The sequence below is a fragment of the Ruminococcus sp. OM04-4AA genome, from assembly GCF_003462585.1.
GTDB lineage: Bacteria > Bacillota > Clostridia > Lachnospirales > Lachnospiraceae > Mediterraneibacter > Mediterraneibacter faecis.
The window spans coordinates 35,400-55,583 of the sequence record NZ_QTZH01000005.1; the positions used below are offsets into that span (position 1 = coordinate 35,400).

The 20,184-nt window shown below is 40.2% G+C and carries 18 protein-coding genes and 1 pseudogene; 18 read left to right on the top strand and 1 reads right to left on the bottom strand.

The window, feature by feature from the left end; all coding sequences use genetic code 11:
* The first annotated feature begins 46 nt into the window (after positions 1–46).
* The 12 genes and pseudogenes from DXB52_RS02920 to DXB52_RS02975 all read left to right on the top strand — a co-directional run bounded on the left by DXB52_RS02920 (position 47) and on the right by DXB52_RS02975 (position 12,455).
* On the top strand, positions 47–586 hold the full coding sequence (locus DXB52_RS02920; RefSeq protein WP_118106481.1) for a hypothetical protein: 540 nt from the start codon (positions 47–49) through the stop codon (positions 584–586).
* Between the two features lie 302 nt (positions 587–888).
* Positions 889–1,452, top strand: a complete 564-nt coding sequence (locus DXB52_RS02925; RefSeq protein ID WP_118106483.1) for a M48 family metallopeptidase — start codon at positions 889–891, stop codon at positions 1,450–1,452.
* Positions 1,453–1,490: 38 nt separating this feature from the next.
* Positions 1,491–2,087 carry a class I SAM-dependent methyltransferase gene (locus tag DXB52_RS02930; protein ID WP_117541840.1) on the top strand — a complete coding sequence of 199 codons (597 nt, stop codon included), beginning with the start codon at positions 1,491–1,493 and terminating at the stop codon, positions 2,085–2,087.
* Between the two features lie 180 nt (positions 2,088–2,267).
* Positions 2,268–3,797: a putative DNA modification/repair radical SAM protein gene (locus DXB52_RS02935; RefSeq protein ID WP_117541842.1), complete on the top strand. Its 1,530-nt coding sequence runs from the start codon at positions 2,268–2,270 to the stop codon at positions 3,795–3,797.
* The gene (locus tag DXB52_RS02940) at positions 3,797–4,564 is read left to right on the top strand and encodes a TIGR03915 family putative DNA repair protein (protein WP_117961575.1); all 768 of its coding nucleotides are present in this window, start codon (positions 3,797–3,799) and stop codon (positions 4,562–4,564) included. Before DXB52_RS02935 ends, DXB52_RS02940 begins: the two co-directional genes overlap by 1 nt.
* Before the next feature lie 152 nt (positions 4,565–4,716).
* Positions 4,717–5,634 carry a 5'-nucleotidase gene (locus DXB52_RS02945; RefSeq protein WP_117541846.1) on the top strand — a complete coding sequence of 306 codons (918 nt, stop codon included), beginning with the start codon at positions 4,717–4,719 and terminating at the stop codon, positions 5,632–5,634.
* Positions 5,635–5,672: 38 nt separating this feature from the next.
* Entirely contained in the window at positions 5,673–6,425 is a 753-nt protein-coding gene (locus tag DXB52_RS02950; protein ID WP_472519922.1) for an alcohol dehydrogenase catalytic domain-containing protein, read from the top strand.
* Entirely contained in the window at positions 6,395–6,706 is a 312-nt protein-coding gene (locus DXB52_RS16545) for a hypothetical protein (protein WP_472519930.1), read from the top strand. The genes DXB52_RS02950 and DXB52_RS16545 overlap by 31 nt, the downstream gene beginning before the upstream one ends.
* Positions 6,707–6,847: 141 nt before the next feature.
* Positions 6,848–8,368: a putative basic amino acid antiporter YfcC gene (gene yfcC / locus DXB52_RS02960; protein WP_118106485.1), complete on the top strand. Its 1,521-nt coding sequence runs from the start codon at positions 6,848–6,850 to the stop codon at positions 8,366–8,368.
* Positions 8,369–8,400: 32 nt separating this feature from the next.
* Positions 8,401–9,548, top strand: a pseudogene (gene iadA, locus DXB52_RS02965) (beta-aspartyl-peptidase).
* 145 nt (positions 9,549–9,693) lie between these two features.
* A complete protein-coding gene (locus tag DXB52_RS02970) occupies positions 9,694–10,641 on the top strand; it encodes an alpha/beta hydrolase (protein ID WP_472519931.1) in 948 nt (315 codons plus the stop codon).
* Positions 10,638–12,455, top strand: a complete 1,818-nt coding sequence (locus tag DXB52_RS02975) for a DUF6320 domain-containing protein (protein ID WP_118106489.1) — start codon at positions 10,638–10,640, stop codon at positions 12,453–12,455. Before DXB52_RS02970 ends, DXB52_RS02975 begins: the two co-directional genes overlap by 4 nt.
* A 156-nt stretch (positions 12,456–12,611) precedes the next feature.
* On the opposite strand, the gene pepT is transcribed toward DXB52_RS02975, so the two are convergent.
* Positions 12,612–13,844, bottom strand: a complete 1,233-nt coding sequence (gene pepT, locus DXB52_RS02980; RefSeq protein ID WP_118106491.1) for a peptidase T — start codon at positions 13,842–13,844, stop codon at positions 12,612–12,614.
* A gap of 202 nt (positions 13,845–14,046) precedes the next feature.
* On the opposite strand from pepT, the gene DXB52_RS02985 reads away from it, so the two are divergent.
* From DXB52_RS02985 to DXB52_RS03010, 6 genes are all read left to right on the top strand, one after another.
* Positions 14,047–14,919 carry a damage-control phosphatase ARMT1 family protein gene (locus DXB52_RS02985; RefSeq protein ID WP_181983968.1) on the top strand — a complete coding sequence of 291 codons (873 nt, stop codon included), beginning with the start codon at positions 14,047–14,049 and terminating at the stop codon, positions 14,917–14,919.
* A gap of 54 nt (positions 14,920–14,973) precedes the next feature.
* On the top strand, positions 14,974–15,177 hold the full coding sequence (locus DXB52_RS02990) for a DNA polymerase beta superfamily protein (protein WP_117861410.1): 204 nt from the start codon (positions 14,974–14,976) through the stop codon (positions 15,175–15,177).
* Positions 15,178–15,287: 110 nt separating this feature from the next.
* The gene (locus DXB52_RS02995) at positions 15,288–16,055 is read left to right on the top strand and encodes an ABC transporter ATP-binding protein (protein ID WP_117541864.1); all 768 of its coding nucleotides are present in this window, start codon (positions 15,288–15,290) and stop codon (positions 16,053–16,055) included.
* Positions 16,045–18,117, top strand: coding sequence for an FtsX-like permease family protein (locus tag DXB52_RS03000; RefSeq protein WP_117915715.1), 2,073 nt, complete (start codon positions 16,045–16,047; stop codon positions 18,115–18,117). Before DXB52_RS02995 ends, DXB52_RS03000 begins: the two co-directional genes overlap by 11 nt.
* A 1-nt stretch (position 18,118) precedes the next feature.
* Positions 18,119–18,814 carry a response regulator transcription factor gene (locus tag DXB52_RS03005; RefSeq protein WP_264466816.1) on the top strand — a complete coding sequence of 232 codons (696 nt, stop codon included), beginning with the start codon at positions 18,119–18,121 and terminating at the stop codon, positions 18,812–18,814.
* A complete protein-coding gene (locus DXB52_RS03010) occupies positions 18,811–19,788 on the top strand; it encodes a sensor histidine kinase (RefSeq protein WP_472519923.1) in 978 nt (325 codons plus the stop codon). The genes DXB52_RS03005 and DXB52_RS03010 overlap by 4 nt, the downstream gene beginning before the upstream one ends.
* Positions 19,789–20,184: the final 396 nt, after the last annotated feature.

Here is a 20,184-nt window from a genome sequence, read left to right on the forward strand (position 1 = left end):
AGCATAACGCAATGCGTTATAATACGTAAATGTTTAGGAGGTTAACTTGGCGAGAAAAGTAAATGTTATCGAAGATTTGAACGGAAAGAAAACAGTATTTATTCACGATATTCTGTTCAAGGGAAAAAGAGCAGTTAATTGGGAAGAAGTTGAAAAGTATTTACGCCAGTATGTAGGAGAATTCTATCAGATAGAAGATTGCAATAAGATGATTTATATTGGATCGGATCTTCCTGATGAGTATACGCACTCAAATTATACTCGGATTTTGAAAGGAGCAAATGCGAAAGCAAAAGCGAATGCCACACAGGGATTACCGGAATTGCTTAAAATAGCAACGAACGAGGTTTATGAAGATAATCGTAAGGAGAAGCATAGTAAAGATGCTAAATATGGTTGGTATTCATATGATTCAAGATTTGCTCTTCCGGTATTTGGTGATGATGGAGAAATAGAGAGATACAACGTCTTTAATGTTGCGATGTTGGTCAGACACGATGAAGATGGGAAATATTACTTATACGATATCATGAAAATAAAAAAAGAAACGAGCAATCTTTTCCAGTCAAATGACCTTACTCAGTAACAAAACCCATTTCTTGATTATATGATACATTGAACAGTATTAAATGTCAACGAAAAAAGCATAAGAAATCTCAATGAAAAGCCAGCCCAGCTATTCATCGGAAATACCATTGAAAAGACAGGCTTAGATACACTGATTAACATCAGTGCGTCCGGACATGTTTTTGGTGTTATCGTTTCTTTCGCCTACATTTACCACGTCTACTTCCAACAGATTTCAATGACAAACCTTCGCCCATGAGGTATAATACTAACGTTTACTATTTATCAATCACTTAACAAATTCAGGTACAGGAAAGACTTATGGATGTTAAAATAATTAGATCAAACAGAAAGACTGTAGCTATTCAGGTGAATTCTGATTTGAGTATCACTGTAAGAGCTCCGCATTTTGCTTCAGAGAAAGATATTGAAGAGATTCTTATGAAGAAGGAAGCCTGGATAAGCAAACATATCGAAGAGATTAAGACACGAAAGAAAAGATTCGAATCGGAAAGTACAGATAAATTTACTCCTGAGAAAATAAAGTTGCTTACAGACAAGGCTCTTGAGGTCATTCCAATGAGAGTTGAATATTTTGCAAATATAATGGGGGTTACATACGGAAATATAACTATCAGAAATCAGAAGACCAGATGGGGAAGCTGCAGCAGTAAAGGAAACTTGAATTTCAACTGTCTGTTAATGTTAGCTCCGTCGGAAATATTGGATTATGTTGTTGTTCATGAATTGTGCCATAGAAAGCAAATGAATCACTCGAAAGCATTTTGGTTAGAAGTAGAGAAAGTGCTTCCTGATTACAAAGAATCTATTGAGTGGTTAAAAGAAGAGGGATGTCAGCTCATGTATTTGGTGACAGGAAGGTAAAGTGATTTACGAAAATTAATTTACGGAGGCATTAAGGAATGAATCAAAATGAAACACAATGGGATAAGCTTCTAAAGATAAAAACAACGGGTCGAGATGATTCTCGCGCCGATCAGTATAGATATCCATATGAGCCAACGCCTTATATGGTATTGGAACGTTTAGCAAACAGCGGACTAATTAGGAAAAATAATACTCTGATCGACTATGGAACCGGAAAAGGACGAGTATGTTTTTATCTGTCCTACCAAACAAGATGCAAAGCGGTAGGCGTAGAATATGATGAACGAATCTATAAAGGTGCGGCAGACAATAAAGAATTAGCAGTATCTGGTGCCCGCACAGAGTTTGTGCTATGTAGTGCAGAGAATTATGAAGTTCCAACGGATGTAGATTGCTGTTATTTTTTTAATCCCTTTTCAGTAGAAATTTTGCAGTCTGTTTTAGCAAAAATCTATGAATCTTATTATGAAAATCCGAGAGAGATATTATTATTTTTCTATTATCCGTCAGAAGAATATGTAAGTGCCTTGATGACACAGGAACAGTTGATTTTTTATGATGAGATCAACACTTCGGATTTATTTTCAAGTGAGGATGTTAGAGAAAAAATTTTAATTTTTCAGGTTCTTTAAGAAGAATTTTGTTAGTATTAACAATACCAAATACTGAAAATCAATCAAGACGCCGTTCGTTTACTGAAAGAAATCTATCAAATAGACATGGAAAAAAGGGTGCACATTTGAAGAACTACATGGAAACATTTGTTCGAAATAACACTTGCATTATCGAACAAATGTTTGTATAATGAAAATATGAATACAGATATTAGAAATAGTAATTATACAACACAGGAAAAGCTGCAGATTCTTGCTGATGCAGCAAAATATGATGTGGCATGTACATCAAGTGGATCCAGCCGGCGGGGAAAGAAAGGAGAGCTCGGCAATACAGAGGCATGCGGGATTTGTCATAGTTTTGCAGCAGACGGAAGATGTATTTCTCTGCTTAAGATTTTAATGACAAATCACTGCGCTTATGATTGTAAATATTGCATTAATCGTAAAAGTAATGATGTGAAGCGGGCGACTTTTACGCCAGAAGAAATATGTGAGCTTACGGTAGAATTCTATAAACGTAATTATATCGAGGGACTGTTTTTGAGTTCCGGGATCTTAAAGAATCCGACTTATACAATGGAGAAGATGTGCGAGACATTATTGCTACTTCGCACGAAATATCATTTCAATGGGTATGTTCATATCAAGACGATTCCGGGAGCCTCAGATGAACTGTTGGCAGCGGCGGGGTATCTTGCGGATCGTATTAGTGTCAATCTTGAATTGCCAACAGAAGAAGGGTTACGTACATTGGCACCGAACAAGACCATGCCGAATATTTTGAATCCGATGGGAAAAGTCCAAAGCACAATTGCATCTCACAGGATGGCGATTGGAAAGTCTGCATATATGGAGCGTAGCGGTGGAAATAAATTTTTAGATACCGGGATTTTTTCAGATACTTCGAAAAAGCAGTTTTCTGAGTGGTTAGATACTCAGACGAATAATACAGCAATCTCTCAAGATCCTGAGATGAAGCGATTAGAATCTTATAGAAGATATACTACATTGGATCATGCTTTAACATGGGCAAATGCGAATCAATTAGCACCACGTGATATGTCGCAATTAAAACGTAGTTTTGCTCCGGCCGGACAGAGTACCCAGATGATCATTGGCGCGACCGGTGAGAGTGACTATACATTATTGCAGACAACACAGGCATTATATCAAGGCTTTGATTTGAAGCGTGTTTTTTATTCAGCATACATTCCTTTGAACGAAGACAATGTATTGCCGGAGATAGGAACACCACCTCCGCTTTTGCGTGAACATAGGTTGTATCAGGCAGACTGGCTTCTTCGTTTTTATGGATTTCATGCAGGAGAACTATTATCTTCGGAACAGCCGAATTTCAATGAGATGCTTGATCCAAAGTGTGATTGGGCACTTCGCCATTTGGAGCAGTTCCCGATAGAAGTAGAAAAAGCAAATTATGCTACACTGCTTCGAGTTCCGGGAATCGGACCGAAGTCAGCAAGCCGTATCACTTATGCAAGACGCTACGGCAGACTTGATTATGAAAGCCTGAAGAAGATGGGAGTAGTACTGAAGCGTGCACATTACTTTATCACTTGTGGTGGGAAACAGATGTACCATACTCCTATTGAGACATCTTATATTACACGACAACTAATTAGTGTAGACAAGAAAGATATTTGGAATACACAACATGCGAATGAGTCATTCACCCAGATGACGTTGACAGATTTTGGAGTATGCTAATGAAAGTTTTTACTTGTAAAGATCGTTTGGAGGATATTATGACCTGCATCTATGATGCGTGGTCTGAAGCCTTACAAATTGGTCACGACCAGATACAATTAAAGAAAGAACCGATATTTCAGCAGACGATATTTGATGAATATATTCACGTAGATCAAGATACTTCCAAGGCAGAAAAAGTGATTCGTTCGATACGACGAGATATTTCTGATGAGGCATATCTGGATATTTATCTGGCAACATTATCTGCGGAGGAAGATGCACTGCAGGCAATTTATAATTTCCTTCGGGTCGGGTTTTCGATGGGTGGCAATGCATTGAAGCAATATGCGAATCCGCATGTGATGCGAATATTAGAATTACGTCGCAAAGTATCCAATGAAAGTCATCATTTTAGAGAGTTTACACGATTTGAGAAGTTGAATTCCAGTAATGTATATGTCAGCCATCTAGAACCGAAAAGTGATGTCATTATGTTGGTAGGCAGACATTTTGCAAATCGCATGCCTTCAGAACAGTGGATGATCATAGATGATAATCGTAAAACAGCTTGTGTTCATCCAAAAGATGGTGAGAACTATCTTCGCTATATGACAGATGAAGAATTTCAGACATTAAGAAAGACAGAAGAGTACAAAGATGAGTATACGGATATGTGGAAGACATTTTTTCACGCGATTGTGATAGATGAACGAAAGAATTATGTATGTCAGCGAAACTTATTTCCGCTATGGAAAAGAAAACATGCAGTAGAATTCAAAAAATAGACGGAACTGTTATGTTGATATTATATCAAGATTTAACAAAGATATAAGCTTTTCTTATATGTTTTCACTTGTATCTCATAAGACTGAAACGTATAATGTAGGAAAGATGTGATTGATAGGTGATTCTTTTTCTTGATCGGAGGCGATAATATATGTCATATGATTTATCAAAACCTCTTGTAATAGGAATTAGTTCGAGAGCTTTATTTAATCTCGAACAGGAAAATAAAATATTCGAAGAACAAGGTGTTGAAGCATATGAGGCTTACCAGGTAGCACATGAGAATGAGATTCTTCAGAAGGGTGCTGCTTTTCAATTGATCAAAGCATTCTTAGAATTAAACAACACAGAACTGGGAAGACTGGTGGAAGTGATCATTATGTCACGGAATAATGCGAACACATGTCTTCGTATTTTTAATTCTATACAGTATTATGGACTGGATATTACAAGAGCGACTTTGACAAGTGGTGCCGAGATAGCTCCTTATCTAAAGGCTTTTAAGACAGACTTATTTTTGTCAGCAAATTCTGTTGATGTTCAGTCTGCAATCAATGATGGGATTGCAGCAGGCCGTATTCTTACAGGTGATGCGCATGCTGATCCGAAGCAAAAGATTAATCAGATCCGTATTGCTTTTGATGGAGATGCAGTACTATTTTCTGCTGAATCTGAAAAGATTTTTCAGAAGAACGGAATACAGGCATTTGAAGAACATGAGAAGGCAAATGCGAACACACCAATGGCGAAAGGTCCTTTTGCAAACTTCCTGACAAAACTGTCTTATGTACAGCAGATGTTTAAAGAAAAAGAGATTCAGCCAATCCGAACAGCACTTGTCACATCAAGAAATGCTCCAGCGCATGAACGCGCAGTCAAAACACTTCGCAACTGGGGTGTATCAATCAATGAAGCGTTCTTCTTAGGCGGTGTCAGTAAGACAGAAGTACTTGCAGCATTTGGAGCACATATCTTTTTTGATGACCAGGATATACATACCGAACCGGCTTCAGCGGTTGTTCCGGCGGCCACAGTGCCTTATAGGGATGGAGATAATCCGAAAGAATAAGCAACGGCTATATTATTTTGAAGGTGATGGGGAAAACAATGCAGACATATACATATGTTTCAAAAGGAAAATTTGAATTAACAGAAAAACCTAAACCGGTGATTATGCATGAAAGAGATGCGATTGTAAAGGTTACACTTGCCAGTATCTGTTCCAGTGATTTACATATTAAGCATGGAAGCGTTCCTCGTGCAGTTCCGGGAATTACAGTTGGTCATGAGATGGTTGGAATTGTTGAAGAAGTTGGCGAAGCTGTAACTCATGTGAAGCCGGGAGACAGAGTAACGGTAAATGTCGAGACATTTTGTGGTGAATGTTATTTCTGTAAAAAAGGGTATGTCAATAACTGTACGGATCAGAATGGCGGATGGGCTCTTGGGTGTCGTATCGATGGCGGTCAGGCTGAATATGTGCGTGTACCATTTGCAGATCAGGGGTTAAATAAGATTCCGGATGGAGTTACAGATCGACAGGCATTATTCGTTGGAGATGTTCTGGCTACTGGTTATTGGGCAACTCGTATTTCAGAGATTACAGAAGACGACACTGTACTGATCATCGGTGCAGGACCGACGGGTATCTGCACATTACTATGTGTTGTGCTAAAGCATCCGAAACACATTATTATGTGTGAAAAAGATGAGGAACGTATACATTTTATCAATGAACATTACCCAGATGTACTTACTATTCTCCGAAAGAATGTGAGACTTTTGTTAAGAATACAAGTGACCACGGCGGTGCAGATGTTGTCCTGGAAATTGCAGGTGCAGAGTCTACATTTCGTTTAGCCTGGGAATGCGCAAGACCGAATGCTATTGTGACAGTTGTTGCACTTTATGATAAAGCGCAAAGCTTACCACTTCCAGACATGTATGGCAAGAATCTCATCTTCAAAACCGGTGGAGTAGACGGATGTGACTGTGAAGAAACATTGAAACTGATTGCTGAAGGAAAAATCAATACAGAACCACTTATCACGCATACCTATACTCTCAGTGAAATTGAAGCGGCATATGATCTCTTCGAGAATAGGAGGGATGGTGTTATAAAAGTAGCTGTTGAATGTTGACAGATTTGTTTGCGGTTAAAATGTATAAAAATACAAAAAATGACAAAAAAATTGATATAATATATAAATTTTTAGTTACTTTTCCGGCATTCTATGGTACACTAACATGGTATATCAAAAAATGTGGGAGGAGACTCAAAAATGAGCAAAAAAGAAGGAAAAGGGTTAAAGTCTTTTAACAAGGGATTTCAAGTGCCTGACACTTACATTATTATCTTTCTGGTAGTTGTTGTCGCTGCACTTCTGACTTTCCTTGTACCAAAGGGATTTTACGAAACACAGGATATTTCGTACATGATTAATGGTGTTGAGAAAACCCGTACAGTAATCAAAGACGGAAGTTTCCAGTATCTGACAGATGATGCAGGAAACGTAGTAACAGAAGGAGTAGCACTCTTTAGTGGAGATGGTGGAACAGGATTCTTCAACTATATGTATAACGGAATCGTAAGCAGTTCTGCAATCGAGATTATCGCATTCCTTATGGTAGTAGGTGGTGCATTTGGTATCATGATCCGTACAGGAGCGATTGAATCCGGATTGATTGGATTGATCCGTAAAGCAAAGGGAGCCGAAAAATTGCTGATTCCAGTACTTTTCGTACTGTTTTCTCTTGGTGGAGCAGTTTTTGGAATGGGAGAAGAAGCACTTCCATTTACTATGATTCTTTGTCCATTATTTGTAGCAGTTGGATATGACTCCGTTATCTCAGTTCTTGTTACTTATGTTGCAACACAGATCGGTTTCGGTTCATCCTGGATGAATCCGTTCTCTGTAGGTATTGCACAGGGTATTGCAGGAATTGACGTATTCTCCGGAGCAGGATTCCGTATGGTAATGTGGGTTGTATTTACAGCTCTTGGCTGTGGAATGACGATGTTCTATGCGTCAAAGATTAAAAAGACTCCGACAATCTCAATTGCATATAAGACTGACGCATATTTCCGTGAACAGAACGAAAAAACAGGTATTGACGAAGGACATTCCTTTGGCCTGGGACACATTTTAGTTCTTCTGACACTGGCTGCTACAGTAGTATGGGTAATTTGGGGAGTTATGACTCAGGGATACTACATGCCAGAGATTGCAACACAGTTCTTTATTATGGGAATTGTTTCCGGTGTGATCGGAGTTATCTTTAAGCTGAACGATATGAGATTGAATGATATTGCAACTTCTTTCAAAGACGGGGCAAAAGATCTGATCGGTGCAGCACTTGTTGTTGCTATGGCTCAGGGTATCATGCAGGTTCTTGGCGGATCTGATCCGACTACACCTACAGTTATCAACACAATTATGTATAATATTTCAAATGCACTGTCAGGAGTATCCGGAGCAGTTGCAGCAGTACTTATGTATCTGTTCCAATCCGTATTCAACTTCTTCGTTGTATCCGGAACAGGACAGGCTGCGATCACAATGCCGATCATGGCTCCACTGTCAGACCTGTTAGGTGTATCACGTCAGACAGCTGTAGTTGCATTCCAGCTTGGTGATGCATTTACAAACCTGATTGTTCCTACATCAGGATGTCTGATCGGATCTCTTGCAATTGCTAAGATCGAGTGGTCTAACTGGATCAAGTTCATGTGGAAATTCCTCGGCGTATTGATGATTGGTGCAATTATTACAGTTCTGATCGCTGTCGGAATTGGATTCTAAAACAGGCATTTGATAATTGAAAGTGATTTAAGATGAAATTAATTCAGAATATTGATGTTTATGCCCCACAGCATCTGGGGAAAAAAGATGTATTGACGATCAATGACAAGATTGTGAACATTGCAGAAGCAGGTTCTATATCTGCAGATGGTATTCTTTCTGACGCAGAAGTGATTGACGGAAATGATTTAATTCTTACTCCGGGATTCATTGATAGTCATGTTCATGTACTCGGAGGCGGTGGCGAAGGTGGATTCGCCAACCGTACTCCGGAAGCAACTATAGAAGGACTTACGAAGTTGGAGTAACAACAGTTGTTGGCTGCCTTGGAACAGATGGAATCGGTCGTGATATGTGTGCACTGGTTGCAAAAACAAAAGGCTTGAATGAGCAGGGAATGTCTGCATACTGCTATACAGGCAGTTACCAGATTCCGGTCCGCACATTGACGGACAGTATTGTAAAAGACATTATGATGATTCAGGAAATTGTTGGAACAGGAGAAATCGCGATTTCAGATCATCGTTCTTCACAGCCAACTTTTGAGGAATTTGCACGTGTCGTTGCTGATACAAGACTTGGTGGCGTTCTTTCCGGGAAAGCTGGTATTGTAAATGTTCATCTTGGCGACAGTCCGAGATGCTTAGATCTTATTGAACGAGTGGTAGATGAGACAGAAATACCGGCTTCTCAAATACTTCCAACACATATCAATCGAAATGAGATGCTTTTCTGTAAGTCGATTGAGTACGCTTTAAAGGGCGGAGCAGTAGATTTTACGGGAAATGAAGATATTGACTATTGGGAGACAATCTGTGATGAGGTACGTGTATGTAATGGTATCAAACGTATGTTGGATGCAGGAGTAAATCCTGATCGTATGACAATTTCTTCTGATGGACAGGGAAGCCTTCCTATGTACAGCAGTGACGGTGAATTCCTTGGAATGGGCGTTGGACAGTCCAGCTGTCTTCTCAAAGAAGTAAAAGAATGTGTATTTAAGGCAGAGATTCCTTTAGAAATAGCTATTTCTACGATCACATCTAACCCGGCAGAGATTCTTCGTCTCAAAGGAAAAGGTAAGATTGAAGAGGGCTATGATGCAGATCTTTGTATCTTGGATCAGGAACTTCATCTTGTTGAAGTAATTGCAAAAGGCAATACACTTTATAAAAAATAAAGGTAACTTGATGTCAGAAGCATCGGTCATTCAGTTGGCTGGTGCTTTTTTCAACATTAAATTTATTTTTCAGAGCACTTTATGATATAATGGACTCGTAGTCTTTTACAGACATAAGAACGGATATAAGGAGAATGTACTATTGATCAATCAGACAGCAAAGAAAATTTTGAAAGCATTATCTTTTGATGGAGTAGAAGTGGAAGCATTTCGTCATATGGCGGATTTAAAACGACTGGATCCAATGAAGATTTTTTATAAGAAAGTAGACGAGAAAATATATAACGGAAGTCATGCAGTTCCGATTCGAATATTTTTTCCAAGCGAGAAAAGCTTTCGAGAAAGTGAAGAAAAGAAGCACGATATTCAGGATAAAAAATTGCTTTTGTTCATCCATGGCGGCGGCTGGGTTACAGAAAGTATTGATAATTATGAAAGAATTTGCGCCCGGCTTGCAGATGCGACCGGACAATATGTAGTTGCAGTTGAATACAGACTGGCACCGGAAGATAAATTCCCGGCAGGTCTGGAAGATTGTTATGCTGTTGCAAAAGCGGCATATTCTGGAGATTTTATGTTAAATATAAGACCAGAAAACATTACTTTGATCGGAGACAGTGCCGGGGGAAATCTCTGCGCAGCATTATCTTTGATGGCAAGAGACCGCGGGGAATTCATGCCAAAAAGACAGATTCTGATCTATCCGGCTACCTATAATGATTATACAGAGAATTCACCATTTGTATCTGTCAAGGAAAATGGGTCCGATTATCTTTTGACGGCCGGAAAAATGCAGGATTATATTGATCTTTATGCGAGAAATGAGGAGGATAAGATGAATCCTTATTTTGCACCATATATCGCAGAAGATGTGAGCAATCAGCCGGATACATTGATTCTGACATGTGAATTCGATCCACTTCGTGATGAAGGAGAAGCATATGGGGAGCGATTGAAAGAGGCAGGAAATCATGTGGAGATCCATCGTATCAAAGATGCACTTCACGGATATTTTGCATTGGGGATCAAGCAGCTTCATGTACAGGAAAGTTTCACCTATATTAATGAATTTCTGAAAGGGGAAACACTGTGAGTAAGAAAAAAGCACGCTGGAGAAAGTTAGATAATGCAGCAAAATTATATTCTGCTGCCAGTAATAAAAAAGATACGCGAGTATTCCGTTTCTACTGTGAATTGAAGGAAAAAGTAGATTCTGACGTTTTGCAGGAAGCTTTGAATCAGACGATAGAAACATTTCCTACATTTCTAATGGTGCTTCGCAAAGGATTCTTCTGGCATTATCTTGAGCCATGTAATTTGCGGCCGATTGTAAAAGAAGAGTACAAAGAACCTTGCAGCAGACTCTATATAAGAGATAAGAAGACACTACTTTTTGAAGTGACCTATTATAAAAAACGTATTAACTTTGAAGTGTTCCATGTATTGACGGATGGTACAGGCGCAACCGAATTCTTAAAAGAGCTGGTAAAGAATTATTTATACTTTGCACATAAAGAAGAAGGATTAGAACAGGTTGCACTGCTGCCGGAAGATATGACGGTACAGGATCAGGAAGATGACAGTTTCTTAAAATATTATTCAAAAGATCAAAAACGACCGAAAAAAAGAAAACTGAATGCTTTTCAGATACGAAGGAAAAAGAAAGATGGAAATCATCTGCATGTCCACGAATCTGTTGTCTCAGTACAGGCAGTATTAAAGCGAAGCAGAGAACTCGGAGTATCTATGACTATCTTTCTGACAGCATTATTTATGATGGCGATAAATGAAGAAATGTCTAAGATGCAGAAGAAAAAGCCGGTCGTGTTAATGGTTCCGGTTAACCTAAGAAAGTTTTTCCCATCTACATCGATGCTGAATTTCTTTAATTGGATCGAACCGGGATATAATTTTGAAACACAGGATAAAAGTTTTGAAGCAGTGTTAAAATATACAAAGGAATTTTTTGAGTCTGAACTAACGAAAGAAAAAATGTCTGCACATATCAGTGAACTGCTGGCGTTAGAACGGCATCCAATCCTAAGACTTGCTCCGTTGGAATTGAAAAACCTTTGCATTCAGGCAGGCGCAAAATATTCAGAAAAGAACACAACAGCAATCTTTTCTAATATGAGCGCAGTTAAAATGCCGGAGAGTTATGTGCCTTATATTGAGCGATTTGGCGTATATACAAACACCCCGAAGCTTGAGTTATGTTTGTGCTCCTTCCAGGATAAATTATCATTTGCATTTACATCTAGATACGATACAGTGAATATTGAACGTAACTTTTATCGGTTGTTAAAAGAACAGGGAATTATATCTGAAAAAGTAAAACCTGAATTTCCAAAGACAGGTAAGCCAAGCGAACAGGAAATGAAAGTCTATAAGATCTATAGTTTTCTGTGTATTGCAATTGTTGCGGCAATGCTTGTTACGGATTTGAATTTCCACCCAAGAATTCGCTGGACCTTATTTACAGCAGGAGGCGTTGTGACAATGTGGATTGCCTCGTCGATCGGATTTTTTAAACGATATAATCTGCTGAAAAATGCGATGTGGCAGCTTATTATCGGTACAATCATCTGTTTTATATGGGATGCACTGACTGGATGGCACAGCTGGTCTGTAGATCTTGTGTTGCCGATCATGAGTGTATCTACACTTGCAGCAATGTTTGTAACCGCTAAAGTGCAGAAAAGTCCGGTACGAGAGTATCTTATTTATGAAATTATGGCCGCCGGATACGGATTGATTCTTCCGGTAATCCTGCTTTTATGCGGGGTGGTAAAAAATCCAACAGTGAGTATGTTTGGAGCATTGACGTGTTTCTTATTCCTTGTAGCAGTGATTTTGTTCAAGGGAAGAGAATTTAAAGAAGAGATGCAGAAAAATCTGCATGTATAAAAATCGTCTGGAAGTAAAGCCGGGACATAAAGCTGCATGTCATAAATATAACGGATATTAAAAATAATCAATTTTATTAATGAAATAGATGTTTAAAAGGCGTTACTCATTCCTAAGAGCAGCGCCTTTTAAGCATTTACTAATTTGGAAATAACCTCACTTTTCTTTTGAAAAAGTTGAATATATTCTCACAAGTTCAATGATCATATTAACAACCTTATCCATACTTTGTGCGGAAATGTGTTCATAAGGTCCATGATAGCCATAAGCTCCTGTACCAATGTCAGGACATGGAAGACCGCGAAAACTCAGCTGACAACCGTCAGTGCCGCCTCGGATCGGTGAGATAATTGGAGCAAGTCCGGTTCTTTCACAGGCAAGTTTTGCGTTATCAATCAAGTGCATATGTTCTTCGATGATATTTTTCATATTATAGTATTGATCTTTTATATGGAGTTCAACCGTATTTTCTCCCCATTTTTTATTTAACTCATTTGTAATATCAATGAGTTTATCTTTTCTGTATTGAAATTTTTCTGTATCATGGTCTCGGACAATATAATTTAACGTGGCGTGTCCGCAATCGCCATTCATATTAATCAGGTGATAGAAACCTTCATATCCTTCTGTGTCACGAGGTGTCTCGTGTAAAGGAAGCAGACTGTTAATTTCCATAGCAAGAAGGCAGGCATTGATCATTGTATCTTTGGCAGAACCAGGATGCACACTTACCCCATGAATATCAAAAGAAGCACTGCATGCATTAAAGTTTTCATACTCCAGTTCTCCCTCTGTAGAACCGTCCAATGTATAGGCAAAATCTGCACCAAACAACTCAACATCAAAATGAGAAGCTCCCGTGCCAATTTCTTCATCAGGAGTAAAGGCAATGGAAATAGGACCATGAGGAATGGATTCTTTCTGTAAATGCTCGACTAGCGTCATGATCTCTGCAATTCCGGCTTTATCATCAGCTCCTAAGATAGTATTTCCATCTGTTGTAATGAGCGTGTGTCCCTTTAATGATTCCAAATGTGGAAACATTTTAGGACTTAAGGTCAATCCACTATTGCCAAGAGCAAGCTCTTTACCGTTATAATTTTCTGTGATAATCGGACGAATTGGCTGCTCACAGTAATCGGCTACAGTGTCCATATGGGCGATAAAGCCAATAGCAGGTGCACTCTCATATCCTTTTGTTGCGGGAAGTTTCCCGTAGAGGAAACAATTATCAGTCAGCTGAATATCTGAAACTTCAAGTTCTTCCATCTCTTTCTTTAAAAGATTAGCCAGGTCAAACTGGCATGCGGAAGAAGGTGTTGAAGTGCTGGTTTCATCAGAAGGGGTTTTGATAACAGCATATTTTAGTAAACGTTCATAGGCTTTCATAAAATTCTCCTCACATGTAATTTGTTGGGTATATCGTATCATATTTGGAAGGAAGTGTATATTTGAAATCTGAAAAAGTACGTTTTTATCCGTATAGGAAAATTGGTATTCTTAACAATGATGTGGTATACTGGACAATAGATTGACGTTGTTTTTTCATAAGTAGATAGAGAAAACAAATATGATAATGCGGAGTAAAACTATGGTTATAAATGAGAATTGTAAAGTATGTCAGATAAAACGAAATATTGATAAGTACCCACTCAATGCGACTGAAGAAGAAATAAAAGAATACCAACATAAAGTGAAAGAAATTGTAGAAAATAGTGACGGATTATCTACACCTCAGGTTGCAGAAAAAATGGATGACCTTCGGCGAAAGATTTTTGGAAATGTAATAGATTATACTGAAATCAAACAGCATTATAATCAATTAATGCTCGATTACTTTCCGTATATGAAAAATAAAGTTGATACATCTGAAAATCATTTAAAAACAGCAATACAGTATGCGATGGTTGGAAACTATATCGATTTCGGAGCTTTAGAAAATGTAAATGAAGGTGAACTGAAAGTTCAATTAGATGAAGCAGTAAATATAACTATAGATTCTAAGCTGTTAGATGTATTTAAAAACGATTTGGTCAATGCAAAAAGGCTGGTTTATTTTACTGATAACTGCGGAGAAATTGTAACAGATAAGTTATTGATTTCAACCCTTCGCGATATTAATCCTGATTTACATATAACTGTGATTGTAAGAGGAAAACCGGTTTTAAATGACGCCACATTGGAAGATGCGAAACACATTCACATGGAAGATGTTGCGCAAAAGGTAATCGGAAACGGTACAGGATTGCCGGGTAATGTGATCGGAGCAATATCCCAAGAAGCAATGACAGAGGTAGAGAATGCGGATCTGTTAATTTCTAAAGGTCAGGGAAATTATGAAGGATTAAGCGGTTGCGGATTAAATATCTATTACCTGTTCTTGTGTAAATGTGAGATGTTTATGAGACGATTTGGTGTTGAACAGTTTACGGGGATTATGACAAGAGAATGTAATGAAAAGTAATGCCATTCTTTAAAGTTTTATAACTAAAGGTGTAATAAAAAAGAGGTGTCACAAATGAGAGAAGAGATAAAAGCTCAGCTTCGCAGAATCGAAGAAGAGCAAAATATAAAAATGCTTTTAGCTGTTGAATCAGGAAGTCGCGCCTGGGGATTTACACCTTATTTACACCTTTGGAAGATCGGATTGGTAATCAAGACATATGGAAACTACAAGGGATATGTTTTGAAAATTAGGAATTCATATACTTATCCCGCTTGATGCGTCATTCTTGTTCTGAAAACAGGAACAGAATCCTTACAGCGACTGTAAGTGTTCTTTATTGTGTTTCTGTGCTATCATTTACCTAGAAATGGATAGGAGGTATTCACATGAAACCAATTTTGAATATTGAAAATCTTACCAAAGTCTATGGGACTTTGCCAAACCAGACGAGAGCCCTGAACGGAATCACTTTTCAGGTCATGCCGGGAGAGTTTCTCGGTATTATGGGAAGCAGTGGTTCCGGTAAATCCACGCTTCTCAACTGTATTGCAACTGTGATTCAGCCCACAGGTGGAAGCATTCAGGTGGAGGGTGATACTCTGCAATCGATCAAGGGAAAGGCTCTTGCAGAGTACCGTGGGAAAAAGGTTGGTTATCTATTCCAGAACTTTGAATTGCTGGACAACCTGACTGGCAGGGAAAACATCCTGCTCCCGACTTCTTTGCATGGGGTATCTGAAGCAGAAAGCAGACAGCGGCTGAAGCAGTTGGCTGTCTATCTGGAAATCACTGATGTTCTGGATAAGTTTCCGTCCAAGATGTCCGGTGGCCAGCGTCAGCGTGTTGCGGCAGCAAGAGCTCTGATCTTACATCCTCAAATGATCCTTGCCGATGAACCGACGGGTGCGCTGGATTCTAAGAACGCAAAAAGTCTTATGGAGAAGCTGTCCGGCCTGAATCGTGACGAACAAGCTACGATCCTGATGGTAACCCATGATTCCAATGCCGCTAGCTTCTGTAAGCGCATCCTGTTCATCCAGGATGGCGTGATCTTTCATGAGCTTCGGCGTGGAGACGAAAGCCAGCAGGAGTTCTACGGGCGCATCCTGAAGGTGATGGCGCAACTGGGAGGGGGCAGCGCAAATGTTCTCTAATCTCATTCTTCGGAACAGCCGCCGCAGCCGAAAGGAAAACGGTCTGTTTTTCAGCTCCCTGGTGATTTCCATTGTTGCCTTTTACATGATTCTTTCCATCTCCACTCAAGATGTAATGCTCTTTTTGCAGAAAATGGAGAGTGACGCAGTTAACAAACTTCTGCTTCTGATTCCTGCGTTTTATGGAATGACCCTCGGTATTCTGTTCTTTTTGATCTATTTTGCCTGCAAGTATCAATTCGAGCGCAGACGGCATGAGTTTGGTGTTTATCTAATGTTGGGGATGCGTAGAAGTAAACTGTTTGGTATGCTTCTGGCGGAAGATTGCCTGATCAGTATTCTTGCCATGTTCATAGGCTTACCTGTAGCTGTGGTGCTTTCAGAAATTGTCAGTCTTGTCACCGCTAAGCTGGTAGGCATGGGAATCATCGGTCATCAGTTTTCTTTATCCTGGTCTGCAATCGAATGGACGATGGCAGGATTTCTGGCAATTAAGCTGTCGGCACTTCTGATTTTGAGTAGACGAATCAGCCGCCAGGAGATAGACGCTTTGCTATCCCAGTCAACGAACCGCACCAAAAAGCAAATGCCCTCTGTTATCTATGGACTGGCTGCTATATGCGGAAGTGTGATGTTGGCAGTGGCTTACTACATGGCGATTCAGGAAATTGCATGGACAAAGGTAAGTATGATGGGACTGACTTTGCTGTTGGGCATAATTGGTACGATGCTGCTTTTCTATGGGATACGTGCGCTGATTGCTTTGATTGTTAAGAAAGGAAAAGGAAATAAGCAGCTTCATGTATTTACCTTCCGGCAGATTCAGGAGAATGTCATTCATCAGTCAAACTCCATGGCCATCAGCTCCCTGCTGATTCTGGCAGCGCTGTGTTGTTTTGGTGCGGGCGTAGGAATTGCAGGAACGAATAACCTGTCTTCTGGTCATGTAATCGACTATACTTTTGAAGATCATACTGCAGAAGATTCATCGCAGGTTCTTCCGAATATAAAGGCAGTCCTGAAAGAAAACAGTTTGGAAAATCAATTTTCAGAGCTTTTTGAAATGAGGGTTGGGCGTATTCGCACCATAGAAGATTATGATAATGCCTACAGCATGAACGCTGTTATGGACTCTCTTCGGAGCTTGCCCCAGTCAGAAGACCGGGATGTCCTTTTGAACAATCTTGATTATGCCACATACCCATATTTGATTTGTTTATCGGACTATAATCGTTTGTTGAAATTGTCCGGCAAACCGGCTCTCCAATTAGGCGAAAAAGAGGCCGCTGTCTATATTGATACAGAGTTTACTACGGTAAGCCGTACCGCAATGCTGAACCAAGTATTGGCCGGACAGCCCAAGGTGGAACTGGATGGTAGTCCGATTCATCTTACAGGAGAGGTTCAGTCTGTGAATTTGGTCACGGACCGTTCTATAACCTTGTCCTTTGCATTGATTCTTCCGGATGAAGCATTCCTATATTATAGCCAAGGAATGTATGATACCTATGTCAATGCGGTGCTCAGTGAGCAGGCTCTGGATGGAAATAGCCTTATGACTGCATATTTGGATTTGAATGAGAAGCTGGACGAAACTGGCATTGAATATGAAAGCTATCTTCAGAATATGGGTCGTCAGCTTTTCTACACCATAGCATCCAGTTATATTACCCTCTATCTTGCGATTGTTTTCCTGGTAGTTGCCAACACCATCGTGGGTGTTCAGTTCCTGATGAGTCAGCAGAAAACCGGGCGCAGATACCAGACGCTGATCCGCCTGGGAGCTACTTACGAAACCCTTTGCCAGTCTGCTAGAAAGCAAATTACCTGGTTTATGGGACTTCCTGTATTGGTTGCGGCTGTCAGCAGTCTGTTTGGAGTCAGGGCGTTATTTACAGGGATACTCTCGTCTCGAACCCGTGGGACAGTGTCTGAAATGCTGCTTGTATCTGTTGCTATGATTTTGCTGCTTTGCGTGATAGAATATATTTATATGAGAGTGGTCAAGCGATCCAGTGATCGGTATTTGCTGACACTGATGCAGCCACAGAGAGAAGAATAATTTGGAAGGAGGTGCTGTCGTGAAAAGAATTGCTGTTGTGGAAGATGAAGTCTATATGCGGGAAGAACTCTGCAATATGCTCCAAAAGGACGGGTATGTTGCGGAGGCAATCAGCGAGTTTGAAGATGCCGCGCGGCTCTTGGCAGCCCTCCGTCCTGACCTTGTGATCTTAGACCTGAATTTGCCGGAGATCAGTGGCTTTCAAATCTGCCAGGAACTAAAGAATAAAACCGCTATCCCCGTCCTGGTACTGACTTCCAGAGATCAGGTAAAGGATGAACTGCAAGCGTTCCACTTGGGTGCCGATGAATATTTGACGAAGCCGTGTAGAAAAGATCGACTTCTTGCCAGGGTATCCAATATTCTCAAAAGGTATGAAGGCCGTACCAATCTCATGGAGGGACCAAATTTCCTGTTAGACCAGCAGACCTACACGCTTTATATTCATAATACCTCTGTCGTGCTTCCAAAAAATCAGGGAAAACTGTTGGTTGCTCTTTTGTCCGGCGGCGATGCTCTGGTCACGACGGAGCAGCTTTGCGTAGCACTATGGGGAACCACGGAATACATAGACGAAAATGCCTTGCAGGTTAATCTGACCAGGCTGAAAAAGACGATGTCCGGTCTTGAGATGAAGCAGCGAATCGTTGCGGTTCGTGGGATGGGCTATCGTCTGGAAACGGGGGTGGCTCCATGAAGCAGCTTTGGCGCATAACAGAGCGATACTATCCCTGGCTATTGTTGCTGTTGGGCGTGGATTGCTTTTGTGCTATCATTCTTTGGATTTCTGACATTCAGGCATTTCAAACCTTGATTGGGTTACTAGTTCTGACAAGCCTCTTTTTGTTTTCAGCGATTCTGTTTGTACTAAACAAGCGGGAGACCACCTGCCGAGAGCTGTTCCGGGATTTCCTCAGTGATCCTACCATCTGCAACGAGGAACGGCTGCTCAGTGCCATCAGCCAGGAAGAAGGAGAATCTATCCGGCTTCTGGCATCAGTTTTACAGGAACACAAAACTGAGAGTAACAGTATGGCAGATGCCCTACAGGACTATGAAGAATATGTGGAGGGCTGGGCACATGAAGCGAAAACGCCCCTATCGTTGTTGACCATGCTCCTGGATAATCGGAGTGACGAAATATCTCCTCCCCTGCAAACAAAGCTAGATTATGTCCGCAGTCAGCTTCAGGAGGATGTCACTCAAATGTTATACTATGCCCGGTTAAAGAGCAGTACAAAGGATTATCAGTTTGAGGATATCAATTTGAATGACTGCTTGGGGGAAGTTCTGGATGACTATGCCCCACTTTTGGAAGAAAAGCAGTTTGCAATTCTCAATAAACTGCAATCTAAAACAGTCTATACAGACCGTAGAGGGCTTCAGTTTATGTTGGGACAGATCGTGAGCAATGCCATAAAATATAGCAGCGATAGTCCCATGCTAACGATCTCTATGATACATTCGGAGACCGCAGATGTCCTTTCAGTTGAGGATAATGGCATCGGTGTAAAAAAATATGATCTGCCGTATATTTTTCAAAAGGGCTTTACCGGGGATTCTACTGACAGCAGAAAGAAAGCTACCGGTATAGGGCTTTACCTGGTTAAGAAGATGGCAGACGATCTAAACCTCGTCTGGAGCTGCTTCCCAATGGGGAAAGGGCTTTAAGATAGTCATCTTCTTTCCAAAATTGAGATGAGACTCCGAAGGTCATTCCAGGTGCTGTCAGCATCAGCTTAGCTATGCAGGAAGAACAAGAGAAGCAAGTGCAGTTACCGGATCCGCTTACAGTTCCATTAACGAGAAGATACCCGGTTTTGGCAGATATATTTAATCGGCTAGGATATATGGAACGTAAAAGTAGTGGATCTGGAAAAATCATCGGCGGCTCCCTCGGAATGTCCCTCAGAAAAAATGGCTATGACGTTAGGAATAAGTTCCAAGACTGTAAAACGTCATATCAAAGATATAGGTATTGTCCGATTTATTGGTCGTGGTTCCAATGGACACTGGGAAATAATTGATGATTAGAAATAGTTTACTGATATTGATACAATGATGGGA